The organism is Microbacterium sp. AC215, from assembly GCF_979258645.1.
The window spans coordinates 2,908,373-2,929,051 of sequence record NZ_OZ409869.1 but is presented as its reverse complement, the minus strand read 5'-3'; the positions used below and the strand labels follow the sequence as shown (position 1 = coordinate 2,929,051).

Here is a 20,679-nt window from a genome sequence, read left to right as displayed (position 1 = left end):
ATTCTACTTTTCTGCTTTCTTTCGAGAACGGTGGTGTGGGATGGATCTAGATGTGCTCGAGGTAGCGCGCCGTCTCCCACTCGGTGACGGTCTTCTGGAACTGTCGTACTTCCCACCTGCGCGTTTCGGCGAAGTGCTGCACGAAGTCCTCCCCGAAGTACTCCTTCGCGAGCGCGCTCTCAGCGAAGACCTCCGTGGCGGCTTCCAGAGAATGCGGCAGTCGCGGCGACGCGTCGTCGTCCTGCTCGTACGCATTGCCGGTGACGGCCGGAGGCGGAGTCAACTTCCGTTCGATCCCGCTGAGCCCGGCAGCGACGTTCGCCGCGAGAACCAGATACGGATTGGCGTCGGCACCCGGGACCCTGTTCTCCACACGCGCCGCCGGTCCGGCAGACGGGATGCTGCGAATGGCGACCGTCCGGTTGTCGAGACCCCACGTGGCGCTCGAGCCGGCCCACTGACCGCCCTCAACGCGCTTGTACGAGTTGATCGTCGGAAGGTAAAGCGCCGTGAAGTCTCTGGCGCCGGCTACAAGTCCGGCGAGATACGCCTGACCGATCTCGCTCAGCTCGATGGGGTTCTCCGGATTGGCGAAGAGTGCATCACCATCCTCGACACTGACGAGGCTCTGATGCACATGTCCCGATGAGCCGGCCTGATCCGGCCGAATCTTCGCCATGAACGACGCAGTCAGTCCGTGAGCTGCCGCGATCTCTTTGACCGTATGCTTCAGGATCAGCGCACTGTCCGCGGCCCGCAACGTATCGCCGTAGTGGATGTTCACCTCGAACTGTCCTGCGCCATGTTCGCTGTTGCTCGCCTCGATGAAGACGCCCTGCTCCGCCAGGCGATCGCGAATGAGTCCGATCACATACTCAGTGCCGGAATCGCGATACATGTTGTAGGTGTGGTTCCCGCTCGAGATCGGCTCGAGATCGCGCCAGCCACGACGCGCAAGCTCCCGCGGCGTTCCCTCGAAGAGATAGAACTCGAACTCGTAGGCGCACACCGGTTCATAGCCGAGTGACTTGGCCCGGTCGAGCACCCGCCGGAGCACGCCTCGTGGAGACAATGCCAGCGGCGTTCCATCGGGCTGGTAGATGTCACAGATCACCGACGCCACTCCCGGCTCCCCGGGAACCGTACGGAGCGTCGTGAGATCCGGGCGGAGGTTCACGTCGGGATATCCGCTGTGCCAGCCGGTGAACGTCAGGTTCGGGATACTCGCGTCCTGGATATCCCATCCGAAGAGAATGTTGCAGATATTCGTGCCTGCCTGGAACGCTGACTCCACGAAGTACTGCGCCGACAAGCGCTTCCCTCGCCACAGACCGTCGATGTCGGGCGCACCGATCTTGATCACCTTGATCCCGTGCTCGGCGACGAACTCTTCGACGTAGCGTTTCGGATCCTCGATCAGAACCTCATCGTTCATGTGCCCTGCCTTTCAGCTGTGTCTTGTGACGTGAATGAATCTCTAGAGCGTGCAGCGAGACTATATTTGCTCGGGAATCGCCGTCATGTGCATGACGCACATGGTTTCACTGCCTGCGGTGCAACGCGTACCGATCACTCGGTCGCTTGCTTCGACGCGTCGACGCGAAGCAGTGCGTGGCCACATCCACCTCACCGCTTAGCGCGACGCAACACGTGTGCGTGAAGCACATCCCTCTCGACATCACCGTGCCGCGCGCACCTCTGCCCGGGGGATGCGCCGCGCATGATCTCGGGAGACGACACTGCGCTCGATGCGGTGCCGTGCGCCCACAGCTCGGTGGCAGACCTGCCGCAGAGTCGACCTCCGGGTGCAGCGCTGCGCCTGCGCATCGTCAGACCACGAACAACACCAAGAAAGCAGGACGAGATGATCGTCGGTGTCCCCACGGAAATCAAGAACAACGAGAATCGGATCGCGGTGACACCAGCGGGGGTCGCCGAATTCGTCGACCACGGCCACTTCGTCATCGTGCAATCCGGCGCAGGATTGGGAAGCGCCTTCTCCGACGACGAGTACGAGCAGGCGGGGGCGACGCTCGCCGCTGACCCCTCGGCCGTCTGGGCCGCTGCCGACATGATTCTCAAGGTCAAGGAGCCGATCGGCAGCGAGTACCCCCTGATGCGGGACGGGCAGATCCTCTTCACCTATCTGCATCTCGCAGCGGACGCACCCCTGACACAGGCTCTGCTGAACAGCAGGACGACGGCGATCGCCTACGAGACGGTGCAGCTGCCTGATCGCAGCCTGCCCCTCCTCTCTCCCATGTCAGAGGTCGCAGGGCGCTTGTCTGCCCAGGTCGGCGCGAACCAGCTGATGCGCACCCAAGGCGGTCGAGGTCTTCTTCTGGGTGGAGTGCCCGGCACCCCCAAGGGCAAGGTCGTCGTTATCGGCGGTGGCGTCGCCGGCGAGCACGCCGCGGCGATGGCGGTCGGGCTCGGGGCTGAGGTCACGATTCTCGACGTGAACCTCTCCCGGCTCCGTGCCCTCGAAGCGCGTTTTGATGGTCGAGTCACGACTCTTCGCTCCAATCCCTACACGATCGCAGAGAACCTCGCGGATGCCGATCTCGTCATCGGGTCGGTTCTCATCCCGGGCGCAGCCGCCCCCAAGCTGGTCACCGACGCCATGGTCGCGCGCATGCGGCCCGGATCGGTCCTCGTCGACATCGCCATCGATCAGGGCGGTTGCTTCGAAGGGTCACGTCCGACGACTCACGATAACCCCACCTTCCCGGTACATGACGCCATCTACTACTGCGTGGCGAACATGCCCGGAGCGGTTCCGCGCACGTCGACGATCTCGCTCACGAATGCCACCCTGCCGTATGCAGTCGCTCTGGCCGACCGAGGTTGGCACGAGGCGGTGCGGGCCGATGCGGCACTCGCCAAGGGGCTCAGCACCCACGCGGGTCACCTCACGAATGCCTTCGTGGGCGAAGCTCTCGGCATGGCAACGACCACTCTCGAGGCGGCACTCGCGGCCTGAACCGCCGGGGATGAGCCCTAGGCGTTCGCATAAGTCCGTTACCGCTGCGTTACCGAAACCGAGACTCCAGGCATGACGAAGGCCCCGCATCCCAGTGTTTCCAGGGGATGCGGGGCCTTCGTGGTGGCGGTGACGGTGGGATTTGAACCCACGGTAGGGGGTTACCCTACACAACTTTTCGAGAGTTGCACCTTCGGCCGCTCGGACACGTCACCGCGGACTAGCTTACGACAACCCGCGCCACGGCGCGAATCGAGTGGGTCAGCACCGGATCACCAGGCGGCGGCGACCTCCGCGTGCGTGCGCAGGATGCCGTCGGTCGTCCCCTCGGGGGCCCGGCCGATGCCACATTCGGTCGCGACGCCGAACTGCGGAGCGAAGCGCTGGGCCACGGCGATCCGCCGCTCCGCTCCCTCCGCGCCGTCTTCCCGGTGCACGAGCCCCAGGTACAGCTCACCGTCGTACGCGAGGTCGGCGAGGGGCGCGAAGTACGCCTCGTCATCGCGTTCGATCGGCACGGGCAGGTGCAGCCAGGTCAGCGGGCGGGCCGATGCGGCGATCACGGCGTTCGCGTAGCGGACGAGGTTCGCCGCATCCGTCGGCTCGAAGAAGTGCTTCTCGGCGACGTCTCCGTAGCAGAGGTGCACTCCGACCTCGACGTCGGCCGGCACGACGTCGATCAGTCCTGCGAGGCGCGAGACGAGACCGGGGAACGGATCGCCCTCCCACCACACGTCCATGACCCGCCCGAACGCCGGCGCGGCCTCGATGATCCCCATCTCGCTCGCCACGTCCCACTGGATCGCGAGGTCGCCGTGCGGGATCGCCGCGAGGATGCTGTCGACCTCGCGCAGCAGCGCGGCGGTGTAGACCGGGTCGATGGCGGCGCGGTCATCGCCGAAGAAGAACGATGAGACGACCGCGACCGTCGTCGGAAGTGAGACCTGGAAGCGGGTCGCGGCAGGTACGACGCCCTCGTCTCGCAGGCGCGAGAAGATCGCATACGACTCGATCGCGGCATCCGCATATCCCAGCGGCGGGAGCTGGATGCTCGCCGCGTCCACCCCGTCGGCGATGCGCAGCGGTCGAGCGTCGATGCCGGCCCTGAACGGGATGGGCTCATCGCCGATGCGCTCGATGCCGTCGGCCTCGCCGAGCACGTCGGGCTGGAACATGATCCAGTGGAATCGCTTGCCGACCTCACCGTCGGGGATGCGGCGGAGTCGCGGACCCAGCAGATCGGCGGCGGTGCGCATCGTGGTCTCGGCGTCGTCGAAGTTCACACTGCCCACGAGGAGGGCACCCTGCGGCTGAGTCATGCATCCAGGTTATCGGCGCGTGTTTTCTCCGGCACCCTCTCGGGCGAACGCCGCGCCTCCAAGTTAGGCTGTCCTAAAGGCATCCGTCGCAGGGTGCGCCGCGGAGTCGAGGCACGGAGGGGACCCAATGGGCTTCATCACATCGGAGGCGCTGGCAGAGACCGGCTACGTCGTGCTCGACGACCACGATCAGGCATCCGATCCCGCCGAGTGGCTCGACCTCGAGTACATCGGCTGGCGCTCGTCGGGCGTCACCCGCTTCGCCCCGCTCGCCAGCTACGCCGGCGCGATCGAATGCAACGGCTTCTGGAACCAGACCCCTCCCCGCACCGACAAGGACGGCGTGTGGGTCGAGTCGCAGGTCGCGATCGCCCCGACCCTGCAGCGACGCGCCCTCGAGCCGGGCGCCGGAGTCGGCCGCTGCCGCGTCATCGAACTGCAGCCCAACGACTACGCGGATGCCGTCTACAACCTGCACCAGGACGACAACAACCGCCTCAACGAAGACGGCACCGGCTGGGTCGTGCGCGGCTACTACAACCTGTCCGATGACACGGATTCGCTGCTTCTCCTGCGCTCCGACCGCTTCGACCCGGCGACCGAGATCCGCCTGCCGTTGCGCGAGGGATCCCGCATCATCGTCGACACCCAGCGCTTCTGGCACGCGGTCTGGCATCGCGGCACGACCCCGCGGTACGCCCTCATCACCTCGTGGACGTCGGGTCCCGAGCTCGACGCCTACATCGAGGCGAACCACGGCGACCCGCACCCGGCGACCGTCGACCTCGACCCGCAGCTCGTCGACGACGCGCAGGTCGAACTCCACCGTCGCATCGAAGAGCGCCGCCGCGTCTTCGAGGCGCAGGGCATCGTGATGGAACCGCGCGCCGACCTCAGCGTCTGACCTCCGCGCTTCCTCGGTCGGGCATGATGACGGAGCCCCGCCCCGATAGGTCCGGCATCTGAACTCGGCCGGGCTGGCGTCCGTCTGCAGGACCGAAGCACGTATGCAGGACCAGAACGCAGTTCTGAACCGACATCGGTGCTTCCGTCCTGCACACGGTCGCCGACATGACACCGGGCGGGCCTGTCATTCCCGAACCCCGGCACGACGTCGGACTGCACCCCCGACACACCGAACGGACGAACGGATGCCAGGGCACGCCGCCCTAGACGTCCGACACTGTGCCCGGGGGTAGCGGCGAGAAGTCGCCCCTGAACCCCGACAGCCGCCGGACTACTCCGCGACCGTGCGCCCGTCGTCCAACCGCACGACCCGGTCGACGGTGCCCGCGGGCGGGGCGACGTGCGAGATCAGCAGCACCGACTGCTCCCCCGCCGCGTGCAGCAGGTCGCGCAGCAGCGCATCGGATGCATCGGGGTCGACACCCGCGGTCGGCTCGTCGAGCACCAGCACCGGGAAGCCCCTGAGCAGCGCGCGAGCCAGAGCGATCCGCTGCGCCTGCCCGCCGGACACGAGTCCGCCGCGGTCGCCGACCCGCGCATCCAGTCCGCCCCGCTCACGCACCCAGGCGCCGAGGCCGACGCGGTCGAGCACCGCGAGCAGCTCATCGTCGGTCGCGGAGTCTCGGGCGAACAGCAGGTTCTGGCGGATGTCCTCGTCGAACAGCTGCGGACTCTGCTCGCACAGCCCGATCGTGCGTCGCAACGCGGGACCGGAGAGTTCCGCCGCATTCCTGCCTCCGACGGAATACTCCCCATCGATCCGCAGGAACCCCACGAGCGCGGCAGCGAGCGAGCTCTTGCCCGCCCCGCTCGGACCGGCCACCAGCACACGCTCTCCCGGAGGCAGGTCCAGGTCGACTCCTCGGAGAGCCGGCGTCCCCCCGGGCCACCACGCGCGCACATCACGGAGTCGCAGCGCGGGAACTCCGACGATCGTCACATCCTCGCCGTCGTCCGACCTCAACTCGGCCGGGATCTCCGCCGGCAGCACGTCGACGATGCGCTCGGCGCTCGAACGCACGCTGCGCCAGGATGCCGCGGCGATCGGCACGGCGCCGAAGACCTCGAACACGACCATGGGAACGAGCACGGCCACGGCGAGCCAGGGTCCGTCGATCGCCCCGGTCGTCAGCCCGGGAGCCGCGACAGCCAGCGCCCAGACCGACGCCGCGCCCGCGACCGCCGACACGACGCCGGCCGCGATCGCCTGCGCCAGGGATGCCGTGCCGACGGCGCGGCGCAGCTCGGCATCCGCCTGCCGCACCCGCTCGCGGGCCTGCGGTTCGGCTCCATAGGCGAGCAGCACATCGAGCGTGCCGAAGTAGTCGGTCAGCGCGGCGGAGAGGTCGCCGCGACGGCGGGAGACGGCGGCCTCGGCCCGAGAGCCGAACACCCACCCCAGTCCGATCGCCGCAGCGGCCGCTACCACGAGGCATGCGGAGAGAGTGAGCGCGGCCGGCAGCGACACGAACGCCAGGAATCCGACGGCGCCGAGGGCGACGAGCCCCGAGACTGCGAGCGGCTGCACGACCCGCAGCGGCAGGTTCTGCAGGTTCTCGACATCGTCGACGAGGGCCGAGAGCACGCGACCGTGGTCGGTGCGTCCGAGTCCGGCAGGCGACAGCGGAGTGAGGCGCCGCACCATGTCGGCGCGTGTCGAGGCGAGCTGACGCAGCGCCGCATCGTGGCCGCTCAGCCGTTCCAGATACCGGGTCACCGCACGAGACACCGCGAAGAACCTCACCCCGACCACCGCGATCGACAGCGGCACGAGAGAGTCGACGATCGATGCGCTGACGATCAGCCAGCCGCTCACCGCGAGCAGGCTCACCGCGGCGCCCGCCGACAGGAAACCCCAGATCGCGCCGGGGAGGAAGCGGCGCATCGGCGGCTGCGCGAGTCGGAGGACGTCGCGGATCCGGGCGGAGTCGCTGATGCTCATGCGTGCACCCCCAGCTCGACGACGTGATCGGCGATGGCCCTGGCCGAGCGGCGGTGCGAGACGAGGAGGACCGTGGCTCCGGCATCCGCTCGCTCGCGCAGCGACGACCAGAGCCGTGCTTCGGTGTCGGGGTCGAGGGCGCTCGACGGCTCGTCGAGAGCGAGCACCGCGTCCGGATGAGCGGCGTGCCGATACAGCGCCCGTGCGACGGCGACGCGCTGCGCCTGGCCGCCCGATAGACCGCTCCCCTGCACGCCGAGCTCGAGCGCCGGATCGAGGTCGGTCGCGCACGCGTCGTCGAGGGCGCGGCGGATGCCGTCGTCGTCGGGCTCGTCGTCACCGAGCGCGACGTTCGCGGCGATCGTGCCGCGGCTCAGCTGGGGGCGCTGTCCGCTCCACGCCAGCCACTCGGACGGAGCGAGGTCGCCCACGCCGACTCCGCCGACCGTGGCCGACCCCTCGAACTGGACGGCACCGCGCAGCGCCGCGAGCAGGCTGGACTTGCCCGCGCCGCTCGGCCCCTCGATCAGGGTGATGGTGCCGGGCGCCGCGATGAATGAGACGGGTGCCAGATCGCGCACGCGCAGGTCGGTGACGACCAGGTCTCGCGCGTTCGTGCTCCACGACTCCGGAGATCCATCCGGAGAACCGGCCGGATCGGCAGGATCCGGCCCGACCGTCGCCCGATCTCCGGAGTCATGGAGCGAGTCCGCCCGAGCCCCGGCCGCATCGAGCACCTCGAACACATCCTCGGTCGCCGCGACCCCCTCGGACGCGGCGTGGAACTGCACGCCCACCTGGCGGATCGGCAGGAACGTCTCGGGCGCGAGCAGCAGCACGAACAGCCCGACCTCGAGCGACAGGTCACCCGACAGCAGCCGGAAGCCCACCGCCACGGCGATCAGCGCCACCGCGAGCGAGGCCAGCAGCTCCATCGCGAAGCCCGACAGGAACGAGAACCGCAGCACCTTCATGGTCTCGCGACGGTACTGGTCGGCCGTGTGCTCGATCTGCGCAGCGGCCCTGCGCTCGCGCCCGAACAGACGCAGCGTCGAGAGCCCCTGCACGGTGTCGGCGAACCGTGCCGCGAGTCGCTGCAGCGTCTGCCACTGCGTGCGCTGCACCGTGCGGGTCGCGATGCCGATGAGGATCAGGAACAACGGGATCAGCGGCAGCGTGATGAGCGCCGTCAGTCCACTCGGCCAGTCCTGCCACCACATGACCGCGAGAAGCACCGGCGTCGCGATGACGGTGAGCACGAGCTGCGGGATGTACCGGGCGAAGTACGCGTCGAGCGCCTCCAGCCCGTGCCCTGCGGTGACGGCGAGGCCAGCCTGATTGCGCTGCGCGAGCCATCCGGGTCCCAAGCGGCCGACGGCGGCGATCAGAGCGGCACGCAGCTGCATGCCCGTCTTCGCCGCGGCGCGGGTCCCGGCGGCATCCGAGGCCGCGATCAGCACGCCCCGCAGGGCCGCGAGTCCGAGCAGCCAGAGCAGGGATGCCGTGACATCGCGCCCGGCGAGCGCGCCGGTGACGGCATCCGTCAGCATCCACGCGAACGCGATGGTCACCGCGGTCTGCACGACCCCGATCGCGCCGGAGAGCAGCAGGAATCCGCGGGCGGCGCTCGCATACCGCAGCAGCCGGATGTCGACCGGCTTCACCGCGCCACCCGCTCAGCCGTGGTCAGACAGGTCGCTCCGGTCGCAGTTCGTGCCGCTCCCCGATCAGAGAGGCGGCGCGAACTGCGACCGGAGCAGAAGTCGTGTCTCACGCGTGCGCCGGAGCCCCCTCGATCGAGCTGCGGGTGACGCGCTTGCGGAAGATCCAATACGTCCAGGTCTGGTACGCGAGCACCAGCGGCAGGGCGATCAGGGCGGTCCAGCTCATGATCGTCAGCGTATACGGCGTGCTCGAGGCGTTCTCGATCGTGAGGCTGAAGGCCGGGTCGATCGTCGACGGCATCACGTAGGGGAACAGCGCCGCGAACAGCATCACGACAGCGGATGCCACGGTGACGGCGCCCGCCGTGAAGGCCCGTCCGTCACGTCCGCGCATCGAGAAGAGCACCGACGCGATCAGGGCGAGCGCGGCGACGAGACCGCATCCGATGACCATCAGCATGAGCGGAGACTCGCGATCCCAGGCGATTCCGATCGTCCAGAGCACGGTGCCAGCGGCGGCGAGCACCGTCGGCCCGGCGGCGAGCTTGACCAGACGACGAGCGTCCGCGTGCACCTGTCCGTCGGTCTTGAGCGAGACGAACAGCACGCCGTGCAGGAAGAACAGCAGCAGCGTCGTGATGCCGACGAGCAGCGAATACGGGTTCAGCAGTGCGAAGAACCCGCCCACGTAGATGTGGTTCTCGTCGATCGCCACGCCCTGCACGATGTTGCCGAACGCGACACCCCACAGCAGCGCGGGCACGGCCGAGCCGATCACGATCATCCGGTCGAAGCCGCGCTTCCACTGAGTGCCCTCACGCTGGTGCCGGTACTCGAACGACACCCCGCGCAGGATCAGCGCGAGCAGGATCAGCAGCAGCGGCAGGTAGAACCCGCTGAACAGCGTCGCGTACCACTCGGGGAACGACGCGAACAGGCAGGCGCCGGCGACGATCACCCAGGTCTCGTTGAGATCCCAGATGGGGCCGATCGTGTTGATGACCTGGCGACGCGAGACGTCGTTCTTGCCGAGGAACGGCAGCGACATGCCCACGCCGAAGTCGAACCCGTCGAGCACGAAGTAGCCGACGAAGAGGAAGGCGACGATCCAGAACCACATGTATTCCATGACTGATCCCTTTCTCAGTACACGACGGACGGCAGCTGGGCCGTCTCCTCGTGGGGCTGCTCTTCGGTGTCCGGACCCTTCTGGGCCGCACGGATGATGAGGCGGATCTCGACCACGGCGAGCGCGGCGTAGATCGCGGTGAAGGCGATCAGCGAGATCAGCACCTCGACGCCGCTGACACCCGGCGAGACGCCGTCCTGCGTGGTCATGAGTCCGAAGACGATCCAGGGCTGCCTGCCCATCTCGGTGAAGACCCAGCCCATGATGTTGGCGACGAGCGCGAGCGGGAACGACCAGATCGCGAGCTTCCACATCCACCGCGCCGGCGGGTTCTTGGCGCTCTTGCGGGTGACCCAGAGGCCGACCACGGCGACGAGGGCGGCGGCCATGCCGAGGCCGATCATCCAGCGGAACGCCCAGTACGTGACCCAGAGGATCGGAGCGAACTCGGTGAGTCCGGTGTCGGCGAAGGTGGTGGCGTACTCGGCGTTGAGGTCGTTGATGCCGTGCACGCACGCGTCGAACGTGTGGGTCGACAGCAGCGACAGCAGGTACGGCACGCGGATCGAGAACAGCTCGGAGCTGCCGTCGGGGGTGCCCAGCGTGAAGAGGCTGAAGGAGGCATCCGGGCCGCACACCGTGTTGAAGGTCGCCTCGGCGGCCGCCATCTTCATCGGCTGAGCGGCATACATCGCGAGGCCCAGCTGATCACCCGTGAGCACGACCCCGGCGGTCGAGAAGATCATCGCCCACAGGCCGAACTTCAGCGAGATGCGCATGGTGTCGAAGTGCTGTCCGCGTGCCAGGTGCCAGGCCGAGACCGAGATCACGACGCCGGCGGCGAACATCAGCGCGCCGAAGATCGTGTGCGGGAAGGCGGCGAGCGCGACCGGGTTGGTCAGCAGCGCCCAGAAGTCGGTGAGCTCGGCGCGGTTGGTCTCGGGGTTGAAGACGTACCCGACCGGGTTCTGCATGAAGGCGTTCGCGGCGATGATGAAGTACGCCGAGAGGATGCTGCCGATCGAGACGCACCAGATCGTGGCGAGGTGCAGCTTCTGCGGCAGCTTGTCCCATCCGAAGATCCAGAGGCCGATGAACGTGGCCTCGAAGAAGAAGGCGAGCAGCCCCTCGAACGCGAGCGGAGCGCCGAAGACGTCGCCGACGAAGCGCGAGTAGTCCGACCAGTTCATGCCGAACTGGAACTCCTGCACGATGCCCGTCACGACGCCCATGGCGAAGTTGATGAGGAAGATCTTGCCGAAGAACCGGGTGAGGTGCAGGTACTGCACCTTGCCGGTGCGCACCCACGCGGTCTGGAAGATCGCGGCGACGAACGCCATGCCGATCGTCAGCGGCACGAACAGGTAGTGATAGACGGTCGTGAGACCGAACTGCCATCGAGACAGGACCAGCGGGTCCAACCATTCCATGAGCCACTCCTTCTTCCGTGCCCTGGGTGCCACGCTAACGACGGGCCTGCCGCCCCCGATGGGCCGCCGACCGTGAATAAGGCAGATGCGCGCCTAGGCGGCGGACATCTCCGTCAGACGCAGCTGCACGGTGCAGTCCGCCGGCAGGACGGAGGTGCGAACGGCCTCGGCGGCGAGCGGCCCACCGGCTTCGGTGAGCACCCCCTGCATGAGGCCGAGGTGCACGGAGCACAGCATCGGACGGTCTTCGGCGCGACCCGCGGCATGCGGGCACGGGCTGAGATCGACGGTGAGCTGCTCGTCATCGACGACGGGCTCGAAGCCGCTCTCCTCCAAGTGTTCGATCAGGGCGTCCAGCTGGTAGGTCGCATCGCGACCGAGAGAGGATGCCGACGCAGGCAGGACCCGACGCAGCAGATCGCCGCGGACGGCGGCCGCCTTCGCCTTGTCGCGGGCGATGGGGCTCGAGGCATCCGCCGCACCGGTCACTGCGCTGTACAGCGTGCGCGGACGGCCGCGAGTGGTGCGGCGCTCACTGGCCTGGATGACGTAGCCGCCTTCGATGAGGCGCTGCAGGTGCTCGCGGACCGTGTTGGGATGCAGGCCGGTGGCCTCGCACAGCTCGCCGATCGTGCGCTCCCCGCGGGTCCGGACGGGTCCGCCGTCGTGCTCGGCGTCGCCATCGATGCGGGGGCCGCCTTCGAACAGCGCGTGCAGGATCTGCACTCGCGAGAAGGTCGAGATCGGCCCGCAGACGGGCCCGCCGTTGGCCATGGATCCAGTATCCCGCGGGGGCTCGGCGCCATGGGGTGGTTCGGCCGTGAATAATGCCCCAGGCGATAGGGATGTCTGATCTCGGCGATAGCCTGGCTGCATGGCCACCCGAAAACCCGCCCCTCCTGCGTACGTCTGCACCGAATGCGGGTGGACGACCGCCAAGTGGGTGGGTCGCTGCGCCGAGTGCCAGCAGTGGGGAACCGTGCAGGAGCAGGGCACCCAGACGGGCATCCTGAGCCGGATCACGCCGCTCGCGCCGACCGCGGCGAAGGCCGCGCGACCCATCACGCAGATCACCACCGAAGACGCCCCACGTCGCACGAGCGGGGTCGGCGAGTTCGACCGCGTGCTCGGCGGGGGCATCGTTCCCGGCGCGGCGATCCTGCTCAGCGGAGAACCGGGTGTGGGCAAGTCGACGCTGCTGCTCGAGGTCGCCGCTCAAGCCGCCCGCTCCGGCCGTCGGGTGCTCTATGCGAGCGCCGAGGAGTCTCCGGCACAGGTGCGCCTGCGCGCCGAGCGCACAGGCGCGCTGCACGACGAGCTCTACCTGGCGAGCGAGACCGACCTCGCGACGATCCTCGGCCACATCGACGAGGTCGCCCCGCAGCTCGTGATCGTCGACTCGGTGCAGACCGTCTCGTCGTCGCTCATCGACGGCGCGGCCGGTCAGCCGAGCCAGGTCCGAGAAGTGGCGGCCACGCTGATCCGCGTCGCGAAGGACCGCGGGCTGCCCGTCATCCTCGTCGGGCACGTGACGAAAGACGGCACCGTCGCCGGGCCGCGCGTACTCGAGCATCTCGTCGACGTCGTCTGCCACTTCGAGGGCGATCGTCAGACATCGCTGCGTTTCATCCGCGCGCTGAAGAACCGCTTCGGTCCCACCGACGAGGTCGGCTGCTTCGAGATGACGGGTGCGGGCATCTCCGAGGTGCCCGACCCGTCCGGCCTCTTCCTGTCGCAGGGTGCCACCGAGCCGGGAACCTGCGTCGCGATCTCGCTCGAGGGCCGCAGGGCGCTGCCGGTCGAGGTGCAGGCGCTGACGATCACCACCACCGCGCCGAATCCCCGTCGGGTGGTGCACGGACTCGACTCGTCGCGTGTGGCGATGGTGCTCGCGATCCTCGAACGCCGCGCCGGCCTCAAGACGAGCAACCTCGACGTCTACGTCTCGACCGTCGGCGGGGTGCGTTTCACCGAGCCTGCGGCCGACCTCGCGATCGCGATCGCTGTGGCGGGGTCGATCCAGCAGATCTCGGTGCCTCGCACGGTCGCCGCCGTCGGAGAGCTCAGCCTCGCCGGCGAGATCCGCCCCGTCACCCAGTCGGCGCAGCGTCGGTCCGAGGCGTCGCGGCTCGGCTACGACCAGGTGGTCGACGACCGCTCGAAGACGCTGCGTGCGGCGCTCAACGACGTGCGTGCGCGGAACACGAGCAGGCGCAGCGAAGCCGACATCCCGCCGTTCTGAGCTCGCGGCGATGAGCGCCTGTCCCGCGCTCATCCGGGTCGAACACCGTCAAGCAGGGCCACTTCCGCACCGCACCGCACCGCGGGGCCATTTCCGCACCGCACCGTCAAGCGGGGGCCACTTCCGCACCACACCGCCAAGCGGGGCCACTTCCGCACCCCAAATGGGCGATCGGGATGCGAAACTGACCCCGCACAGATCATCCGATGCGAAAAGTGACCCGGCACGGGCCGCGGGGCCTGCGCCGGTCGCCTGGGCGAGCGAGCTCGCGCCGCTACTCAGGCGTCGAGGGCCTTGAGCAGCTCCTCGGGCGAGGCCTGCATCGGGTGCGGTCCCGCGATGTCGAGGAACACCGTGGTGATCGGGTGCGCGCCGAGGAACTTCCGCAGCCACTCCGCACTGTAGATGCCGACCCCCGGCGGGAGGTTGGCCGGCTTGTTCTTGGCATCGCTGAACAGCAGCAGCGCCAGATCGCCCGAGTTGGGGTCGCGATAGGTCCAGACCTCGCCACTGTCGAGAGGGTTGTCGCGGGCGCCGGGCTTCACGAGCGGCACGACCGTGGTGCCGTGGCGCAGTGCGAGAGCGACCGCGGCGATGTCCTGCTTCTCCAACGCCTGGGCGAGGGCATCCGACCGGAAATCCTCAGGTGCGGGCTTGCTCTTCGCGGATTTCGACTTCTTCGCTGCCATGCATCCAGCATATTCAGCGGATGCCGCAGCGCGGTCCGAAACCGAGCCGGGAGAAGAAAGGGGCCCTCTCGAGTCATCCATTGGGGACTGGGGTACTCGAGAGGGCCCACGGACCCTCGGGCGGCATGTCGAAGCGCTGGGGACGCTGTGCTCGACGCCACTGGGGATGGCATGCGCCGCAAGTCTGCGAGGGTCACTCCAATGGTATCCCAAAGAAACAGCAGTGTCACCCGAAACTGAGTGCAGGACTGTATTCAAGACCTTTGGCTAGTTTTTGCCTCAATACAGGAGGATCTGCTTCGTCGTCGTGCCTTTGAAGCCGCCGATCTCGACAGCGACGTGATACGACGCTCCGCCGCCGGGAGCTCGCGGCCGATTCTCGTCCGCGCACGTCTCGACGCTCGACCGCGTGCGGTCCCAGGTGACCGGCACCTTGCTCGTCACGGTCGCGCCGGCGGTGAGCGTGGCCACCATGCTGCTCGGGTTCTCCTGGCAGTCGGTCGACGTCCACCAGACATCGGTGCCGCTCGACACCGTCATCCGCTGAGTCGTCGACCCCACGTCGATCGCGCAGTCGGTCGACCCGCGGTTCGTCAGCGAGATCGACAGCTGCGGCAGCACCCCGGGATCGTACGAATCGGCATCCGTCACGGCCGCCACCTCGACGTCCTTGGCCTCGCACGCGACGATCCCGGGCGTCTCATCGGCCGACGGCTCAGGCGACGGCGACTCGGCTGCGGGTGGCTCGGAGGTCGTGGCATCCGGCGACGGGGATCCCGAGGCCGAGGCGCTCGGCGAGGGCGTCGCCTCGGCGGCGCTGGCCCACGGGCGTGCCAGGAGCAGCCACACCGCGGCGCCGATGACGGCGACGAGCAGGATCGCCGCGACGAGGGTCACCAATCGTCGGCGACGATAGACGGCGGCGGAGTGGCGAGGCATTGATTCAGGTTAGTTGAGGCTCTTCAGCATCCTGGTGTTGCCGAGCGTGTTCGGCTTGACATGCGCGAGATCGAGGAACTCCTCGACACCCGCATCGCCGCTGCGCAGCAGCTGAGAGTAGACGTCGGGGTCGACGACCTGTTCGCCGATGATCGAGTATCCGCGGCGGCCGAAGAAGTCGACCTCGAAGGTCAGGCAGAACAGTCGGCTGAGCCCGAGCTCGCGAGCCTGCTCTTCGAGCGCGCCGACGATCGCGCCGCCGACGCCGTGGTGCAGCCAGTCCCCGCGGACCATGAGGGTGCGCACCTCGCCGAGGTCCTCCCAGAAGACGTGCAGCGCACCGCATCCGATCAGCTCGCCGTCGGCTTCGGCCACGACGAACTCCTGCACGGCGCCGTAGAGCACAGCGAGATCCTTGCCGAGCAGGATGCGCTGCTCGACCATCGGCTGCAGGAGGTTCCGGATGCCAATGATGTCGGCGCTGCGCGCAGGCCGGACGATGTACTCGCTCACACCGTCAAGCCTAGAACCCGTCACCTCCCCAGACCCTGAGCGAGCCCGGAATGCCGGAGTGCTGGAGTCCCCCGGACATGCAGAAGGGGCGGATGCCGCAGCATCCGCCCCTTCTGTGATCAGGTCACTCCCCGCTGGCGACCGCCAGGTCGGGGGTGCCGGAGATCGCTCCGCCGGTGTTGACGCCGACCGCGACCTTCTCACCACGGGGACCGTGCTCGAAGAGGAACTCGCCGTCCTTCGCGTCGACCTTCACGTGGTCGCCGGGGTTCAGCTCGCCGTGCAGGATCTTCTCGGACAGACGGTCCTCGACCTCGTGCTGCATCGCGCGACGCAGCGGACGGGCACCGAGCGCCGGGTCGAACCCGATCTCGATGAGACGCTCCTTGGCGGCCTGCGAGAGCTCGATCGTCATGTCGCGGTCGAGCAGACGCTCGCCGAGGCGCTTCGTGAACAGATCGACGATCTGCACCAGCTCTTCCTTCGACAGCTGCGGGAACACGATGATGTCGTCGACACGGTTGAGGAACTCGGGCTTGAAGTTGCGCTTGAGCTCTTCGTTGACCTTGCCCTTCATCCGCTCGTAGTTCGTCGAGTTGACGCCCTCGATCTGGAATCCGACCGGACCACCGGCGATGTCACGCGCACCGAGGTTGGTGGTCATGATGATGACGGTGTTCTTGAAGTCGATCACTCGGCCCTGACCATCGGTCAGGCGACCCTCTTCGAGGATCTGCAGCAGCGAGTTGAAGATGTCCGGGTGGGCCTTCTCGATCTCGTCGAACAGCACCACGCTGAACGGCTTGCGGCGCACCTTCTCGGTGAGCTGGCCGCCCTCTTCGAATCCGACGAACCCGGGAGGGGCACCGAACAGACGCGAGACGGTGTGCTTCTCACCGAACTCGCTCATGTCGAGCGAGATGAGAGCCGCTTCGTCGTCGAACAGGAACTCGGCGAGCGCCTTGGCGAGCTCGGTCTTTCCGACACCCGTGGGGCCGGCGAAGATGAACGAGCCCGAGGGACGCTTCGGGTCCTTGAGGCCGGCGCGCTGACGGCGGATCGTCTTGGAGAGCGCCGCGATGGCCTCTTCCTGACCGATGACGCGCTGGTGCAGCGCCTTCTCCATGAAGACGAGTCGCGAGGACTCCTCTTCCGTCAGCTTGAATACCGGGATGCCGGTGGCCTGTGCGAGCACCTCGGCGATCAGACCCTCGTCGACGACCGCAGCGGTCGCGACGTCACCCGAACGCCACTGCTTCTCGAGGCGCAGGCGCTCGGCGAGGAGGCTCTTCTCCTCGTCGCGCAGCGATGCGGCCTTCTCGAAGTCCTGGTCCTCGGACGCGACTTCCTTCTGCTCGCGGACCTTGGCGATCTTCTCGTCGAATTCGCGCAGCTCGGGCGGGCTCGACAGGATGCTGAGGCGCAGGCGTGCGCCAGCCTCGTCGATCAGGTCGATGGCCTTGTCGGGCAGGAAGCGGTCCGACACGTAGCGGTCGGCGAGGTTCGATGCCGCGACGATCGCGCCGTCGGTGATCTGCACCTTGTGGTGCGCCTCGTACCGGTCGCGCAGCCCCTTGAGGATGTTGATCGTGTGAGGGAGGCTCGGCTCGTTCACCTGGATCGACTGGAAGCGGCGCTCGAGAGCGGCATCCTTCTCGAAGTGCTTGCGGTACTCGTCGAGGGTGGTGGCGCCGATGGTCTGGAGCTCGCCACGAGCGAGGAGCGGCTTGAGGATGCTGGCCGCGTCGATCGCACCCTCGGCGGCACCCGCACCCACGAGGGTGTGGATCTCGTCGATGAAGACGATGATGTCGCCGCGCGTGCGGATCTCCTTGGTGACCTTCTTGAGACGCTCTTCGAAGTCACCGCGGTAGCGGGAACCGGCGATGAGCGAGCCGAGGTCGAGCGAGTAGAGCTGCTTGTCCTTCAGCGTCTCGGGCACATCGCCCTTGACGATCGCCTGGGCGAGGCCCTCGACGACGGCGGTCTTGCCGACGCCGGGCTCGCCGATCAGGACGGGGTTGTTCTTGGAGCGGCGAGACAGGATCTGCATGACCCGCTCGATCTCCTTCTCGCGCCCGATGACCGGGTCGAGCTTGTTGTCGCGCGCGGCCTGCGTGAGGTTGCGGCCGAACTGGTCGAGCACCTGCGAGCCGCCCTGGGCGCTCGGGGTGTCGTTCGACTGCGCGCCGACGGCTGCCGGCTCGCGTCCGGGGGCACCCGAGAGCAGCTGGATGACCTGCTGGCGGACCTTGTTCAGGTCTGCGCCGAGCTTGACGAGGACCTGGGCTGCGACACCCTCGCCCTCGCGGATGAGGCCGAGCAGGATGTGCTCGGTTCCGATGTAGTTGTGGCCGAGCTGCAGGGCCTCGCGGAGGCTGAGCTCGAGCACCTTCTTGGCGCGCGGCGTGAACGGGATGTGACCGGTGGGCTGCTGCTGGCCCTGACCGATGATGTCCTGCACCTGCTCGCGGACGGCGTCAAGGGAGATGCCGAGGCTTTCGAGCGCCTTGGCTGCGACACCCTCACCCTCGTGGATGAGGCCGAGCAGGATGTGCTCAGTGCCGATGTAGTTGTGGTTGAGCATCTTCGCCTCTTCTTGGGCGAGGACGACCACTCGACGGGCTCGGTCCGTGAATCTCTCGAACATGCTGTGACTCCTTATTCGCACGTGTTGTTCGACACTGGCGAAGACGCGTGAAGCGCTTGTACATCGAGAGTAACCACCGTGCGCAGGCAGTATGCCCGTGTTCGCCGTCGGCATAGTGCCGTGACCGCCGGTGACGCGTCTCCTGGACCACTGGGGTTGACGGACTTATCGACAGTCGTTATGTTAACGATTATCGGTAATAACGACTCTCGATAAGGAGTGGACGATGACCTCGACGAAGGACCGCACGATCTCTCGCGGCGATTCCGGAGCCCTGATCGGCTTCTGCATCGCAGGAGCACTGATCGCCGCCTACATCACGGTGTTCTCGATCATCCGCATCATCGAACTGACTCGCGGGGTCGACGTGCCCGTGCTGGTCGAGTTCGTCGGCTCGACGGCGCCTGTCGAGCTGCCCCTCAGCACCGGCGACTCCATCACGGTCGGTCTCGACAGTGCGATCATCACCGCCCCGCAGCTTCCGGCGATCGCCGCCGTGCCCGGCATCATCGGGCAGGTCGCGCAGATCCTCACGATCGTCCTCGTCATCGGATGCCTGATCCTGCTGGCGCGGAGCGTGCTGACCGGCCGCGTGTTCAGCCGCCGCAACACCGCTCTCGTCGCGACCGCCGGGATCGCCGGCCTGGTCGGGTTCGCCACCGTGCGCTTCTTCGACAACATGCTGGCCAACGCGACGGTCGCCAGGATCACCGACAACGGGGTGGACAACGCCGTGATCAGCGTCGAGCCGTTCACGTTCGTCCTCGGGGCGTTCGTCATCGCCCTCATCAGCACGGTCTTCGTGATCGGCGACCGGCTGCAGCGCGACACGGACGGGCTCGTCTGATGATGAGCACGACCACCGCGACACGTTCGCAGACCGCGGATGCGATCACCGTGATCCTCTTCGGCGCAGCCGCTCTGCTGGTCACCTCGATCAGCACCGTGTTCCGGGTGCTCGGGACCTTCCGAAATCAAGGTATCGCGTGGTCCATTCCGATCGACGAGCAGCCGATCGACGCGACCGTCGGCTCAGGAGCCGCGTCGGTCGAGGGGATCGCTCAGGAGGCGATGGTGTTCGCCACCGGGGTGGACGCCGCTTCGACCGCAGCGATCATCGGCTCTCTCGTCCTCTGGGCGCTCGCCCCGCTGATCGTCATCGTCGGCGTGATGCTCGTCGCCTGGAACTTCCTCCGCGGACGCTTCTTCGTGCGGAGCAACGCACGGGCCTTCGACGCGATCGGCTGGACCCTCGTGCTCGCTCCGATGTTCATCGTGCTGCTCGAGAAACTGGGGCTGAACGGGGTGTCCGCCGCGGTGGGCATCGGCACGGGCGAGCCGGTGCATCCGATCGATTTCTGGTCCATCGTCCCGATCTTCGCGACCGGCGTCGCGGTGGGCCTCATCGCAGCAGCGTTCCGTCAGGGCATCCGCCTGCAGCGCACGAACGCGGCCCTCGAGGATGAGACTCGGGGTCTCGTATGAGCCCGGCGGAGAACGACGACGAGCTCACCGGCATCCACTGCCGGCTCGATGAGCTGCTCGCCGAGCGAGGGATGACGCTGACCGAGCTGAGCGCACGCGTCGGGGTGAGCATCGTCAACCTGTCGGTGCTCAAGAACGACCGCGCGCGAGCGATCCGGTACTCGACCCTGCGCGCGATCTGCGACGCCCTCGGGTGCGAGGTCGGCGACCTGCTGGTGCTCGCGTAGGGGGGACCGCGGTGGGGGGCTCCTGTTCCGATGACCGCCCTCGGGTGACGGCGCGGGACAGCATCACGGACGGCATGCTCAGCGCAACCCCTTCTATGAATCTCCTGTGGGTCGATAGCGTTGACCCCATGAAGCTCAACGACCGGAACCCGCGCACATCCTCCCGCATCCTCATGGCTCTGCCCATCGCCGCACTCGCCTTCTCGCTGGCCGCCTGCGGAGGAACGTCCCGCCCCGCGGTCGAAGACGTCGCCGACGGCATCCAGAAGGTCTACGAAGAGCAGGGACTCGGTGATGTCGTGACCGACGACGTCGCGACCTGCTTCGCCGACGCCCTCGTCGACTCCGACCTGAGCAACGAGACCCTCACCTACATCGCCAACGGCGAGGACAAGCAGTCCAGCGAGGAGGACAAGGCACTCACCACGCAGATCCTCACCGACAACCTGGAGAAGTGCGCGGGCTGACCCCCGGGCCGACCCCGAAGGATGACGGATGCTG

18 protein-coding genes and 1 tRNA gene are annotated in these 20,679 nt (G+C 67.6%); 7 read left to right on the top strand and 12 right to left on the bottom strand.

The annotated features are described in order from the left end of the window. Nucleotides 1–46: 46 nt before the first annotated feature. Complete coding sequence (locus tag ACZZZF_RS14200) at nucleotides 47–1,435, bottom strand: glutamine synthetase family protein (RefSeq protein WP_311258461.1); 1,389 nt, start codon at nucleotides 1,433–1,435, stop codon at nucleotides 47–49. Nucleotides 1,436–1,864: 429 nt separating this feature from the next. On the opposite strand from ACZZZF_RS14200, the gene ald reads away from it, so the two are divergent. Next, nucleotides 1,865–2,983, top strand: a complete 1,119-nt coding sequence (gene ald / locus ACZZZF_RS14195; protein WP_311258460.1) for an alanine dehydrogenase — start codon at nucleotides 1,865–1,867, stop codon at nucleotides 2,981–2,983. 124 nt (nucleotides 2,984–3,107) lie between these two features. On the opposite strand, the gene ACZZZF_RS14190 is transcribed toward ald, so the two are convergent. Continuing rightward, a tRNA-Ser gene (locus ACZZZF_RS14190) sits at nucleotides 3,108–3,198 on the bottom strand. A 57-nt stretch (nucleotides 3,199–3,255) separates the two neighbouring features. After that, nucleotides 3,256–4,302, bottom strand: a complete 1,047-nt coding sequence (locus tag ACZZZF_RS14185) for a hypothetical protein (RefSeq protein ID WP_463499027.1) — start codon at nucleotides 4,300–4,302, stop codon at nucleotides 3,256–3,258. Between the two features lie 127 nt (nucleotides 4,303–4,429). On the opposite strand from ACZZZF_RS14185, the gene ACZZZF_RS14180 reads away from it, so the two are divergent. Then, nucleotides 4,430–5,206, top strand: coding sequence for a hypothetical protein (locus ACZZZF_RS14180; RefSeq protein ID WP_320490639.1), 777 nt, complete (start codon nucleotides 4,430–4,432; stop codon nucleotides 5,204–5,206). Between the two features lie 333 nt (nucleotides 5,207–5,539). Here the strand turns inward: ACZZZF_RS14180 and cydC are convergent, their stop codons facing one another. The 5 genes from cydC to ACZZZF_RS14155 form a co-directional block, all read right to left on the bottom strand. Continuing rightward, nucleotides 5,540–7,210, bottom strand: a complete 1,671-nt coding sequence (gene cydC / locus ACZZZF_RS14175) for a thiol reductant ABC exporter subunit CydC (protein WP_463499025.1) — start codon at nucleotides 7,208–7,210, stop codon at nucleotides 5,540–5,542. Then, on the bottom strand, nucleotides 7,207–8,874 hold the full coding sequence (gene cydD, locus ACZZZF_RS14170; RefSeq protein WP_463499023.1) for a thiol reductant ABC exporter subunit CydD: 1,668 nt from the start codon (nucleotides 8,872–8,874) through the stop codon (nucleotides 7,207–7,209). The genes cydC and cydD overlap by 4 nt, the downstream gene beginning before the upstream one ends. A 106-nt stretch (nucleotides 8,875–8,980) precedes the next feature. After that, nucleotides 8,981–10,003 carry a cytochrome d ubiquinol oxidase subunit II gene (gene cydB, locus ACZZZF_RS14165; protein ID WP_463499021.1) on the bottom strand — a complete coding sequence of 341 codons (1,023 nt, stop codon included), beginning with the start codon at nucleotides 10,001–10,003 and terminating at the stop codon, nucleotides 8,981–8,983. Nucleotides 10,004–10,017: 14 nt separating this feature from the next. Then, nucleotides 10,018–11,433 carry a cytochrome ubiquinol oxidase subunit I gene (locus ACZZZF_RS14160; RefSeq protein ID WP_463499019.1) on the bottom strand — a complete coding sequence of 472 codons (1,416 nt, stop codon included), beginning with the start codon at nucleotides 11,431–11,433 and terminating at the stop codon, nucleotides 10,018–10,020. Nucleotides 11,434–11,526: 93 nt separating this feature from the next. Continuing rightward, the gene (locus ACZZZF_RS14155; RefSeq protein ID WP_463499017.1) at nucleotides 11,527–12,207 is read right to left on the bottom strand and encodes an ArsR family transcriptional regulator; all 681 of its coding nucleotides are present in this window, start codon (nucleotides 12,205–12,207) and stop codon (nucleotides 11,527–11,529) included. 100 nt (nucleotides 12,208–12,307) lie between these two features. On the opposite strand from ACZZZF_RS14155, the gene radA reads away from it, so the two are divergent. Further along, nucleotides 12,308–13,675: a DNA repair protein RadA gene (gene radA, locus ACZZZF_RS14150; RefSeq protein WP_463499014.1), complete on the top strand. Its 1,368-nt coding sequence runs from the start codon at nucleotides 12,308–12,310 to the stop codon at nucleotides 13,673–13,675. A 278-nt stretch (nucleotides 13,676–13,953) separates the two neighbouring features. Here the strand turns inward: radA and ACZZZF_RS14145 are convergent, their stop codons facing one another. The 4 genes from ACZZZF_RS14145 to ACZZZF_RS14130 all read right to left on the bottom strand — a co-directional run bounded on the left by ACZZZF_RS14145 (nucleotide 13,954) and on the right by ACZZZF_RS14130 (nucleotide 18,466). Continuing rightward, complete coding sequence (locus ACZZZF_RS14145; protein WP_053097730.1) at nucleotides 13,954–14,364, bottom strand: hypothetical protein; 411 nt, start codon at nucleotides 14,362–14,364, stop codon at nucleotides 13,954–13,956. Nucleotides 14,365–14,643: 279 nt separating this feature from the next. Beyond that, nucleotides 14,644–15,303 carry a hypothetical protein gene (locus ACZZZF_RS14140; protein WP_463499011.1) on the bottom strand — a complete coding sequence of 220 codons (660 nt, stop codon included), beginning with the start codon at nucleotides 15,301–15,303 and terminating at the stop codon, nucleotides 14,644–14,646. Between the two features lie 9 nt (nucleotides 15,304–15,312). Next, a complete protein-coding gene (locus ACZZZF_RS14135) occupies nucleotides 15,313–15,816 on the bottom strand; it encodes an amino-acid N-acetyltransferase (protein WP_042539928.1) in 504 nt (167 codons plus the stop codon). A gap of 124 nt (nucleotides 15,817–15,940) precedes the next feature. After that, a complete protein-coding gene (locus ACZZZF_RS14130) occupies nucleotides 15,941–18,466 on the bottom strand; it encodes an ATP-dependent Clp protease ATP-binding subunit (protein ID WP_053097733.1) in 2,526 nt (841 codons plus the stop codon). 226 nt (nucleotides 18,467–18,692) lie between these two features. On the opposite strand from ACZZZF_RS14130, the gene ACZZZF_RS14125 reads away from it, so the two are divergent. The 4 genes from ACZZZF_RS14125 (at nucleotide 18,693) to ACZZZF_RS14110 (ending at nucleotide 20,645) form a co-directional block, all read left to right on the top strand. Beyond that, complete coding sequence (locus ACZZZF_RS14125; protein ID WP_463499008.1) at nucleotides 18,693–19,313, top strand: hypothetical protein; 621 nt, start codon at nucleotides 18,693–18,695, stop codon at nucleotides 19,311–19,313. A 2-nt stretch (nucleotides 19,314–19,315) separates the two neighbouring features. Next, nucleotides 19,316–19,951 (top strand): hypothetical protein, encoded by a 636-nt coding sequence (locus ACZZZF_RS14120; RefSeq protein ID WP_463499005.1) that lies wholly within the window; start codon nucleotides 19,316–19,318, stop codon nucleotides 19,949–19,951. After that, nucleotides 19,948–20,178 carry a helix-turn-helix domain-containing protein gene (locus tag ACZZZF_RS14115; protein WP_140038115.1) on the top strand — a complete coding sequence of 77 codons (231 nt, stop codon included), beginning with the start codon at nucleotides 19,948–19,950 and terminating at the stop codon, nucleotides 20,176–20,178. Before ACZZZF_RS14120 ends, ACZZZF_RS14115 begins: the two co-directional genes overlap by 4 nt. Nucleotides 20,179–20,306: 128 nt before the next feature. Further along, on the top strand, nucleotides 20,307–20,645 hold the full coding sequence (locus ACZZZF_RS14110; protein ID WP_463499004.1) for a hypothetical protein: 339 nt from the start codon (nucleotides 20,307–20,309) through the stop codon (nucleotides 20,643–20,645). Nucleotides 20,646–20,679: the final 34 nt, after the last annotated feature.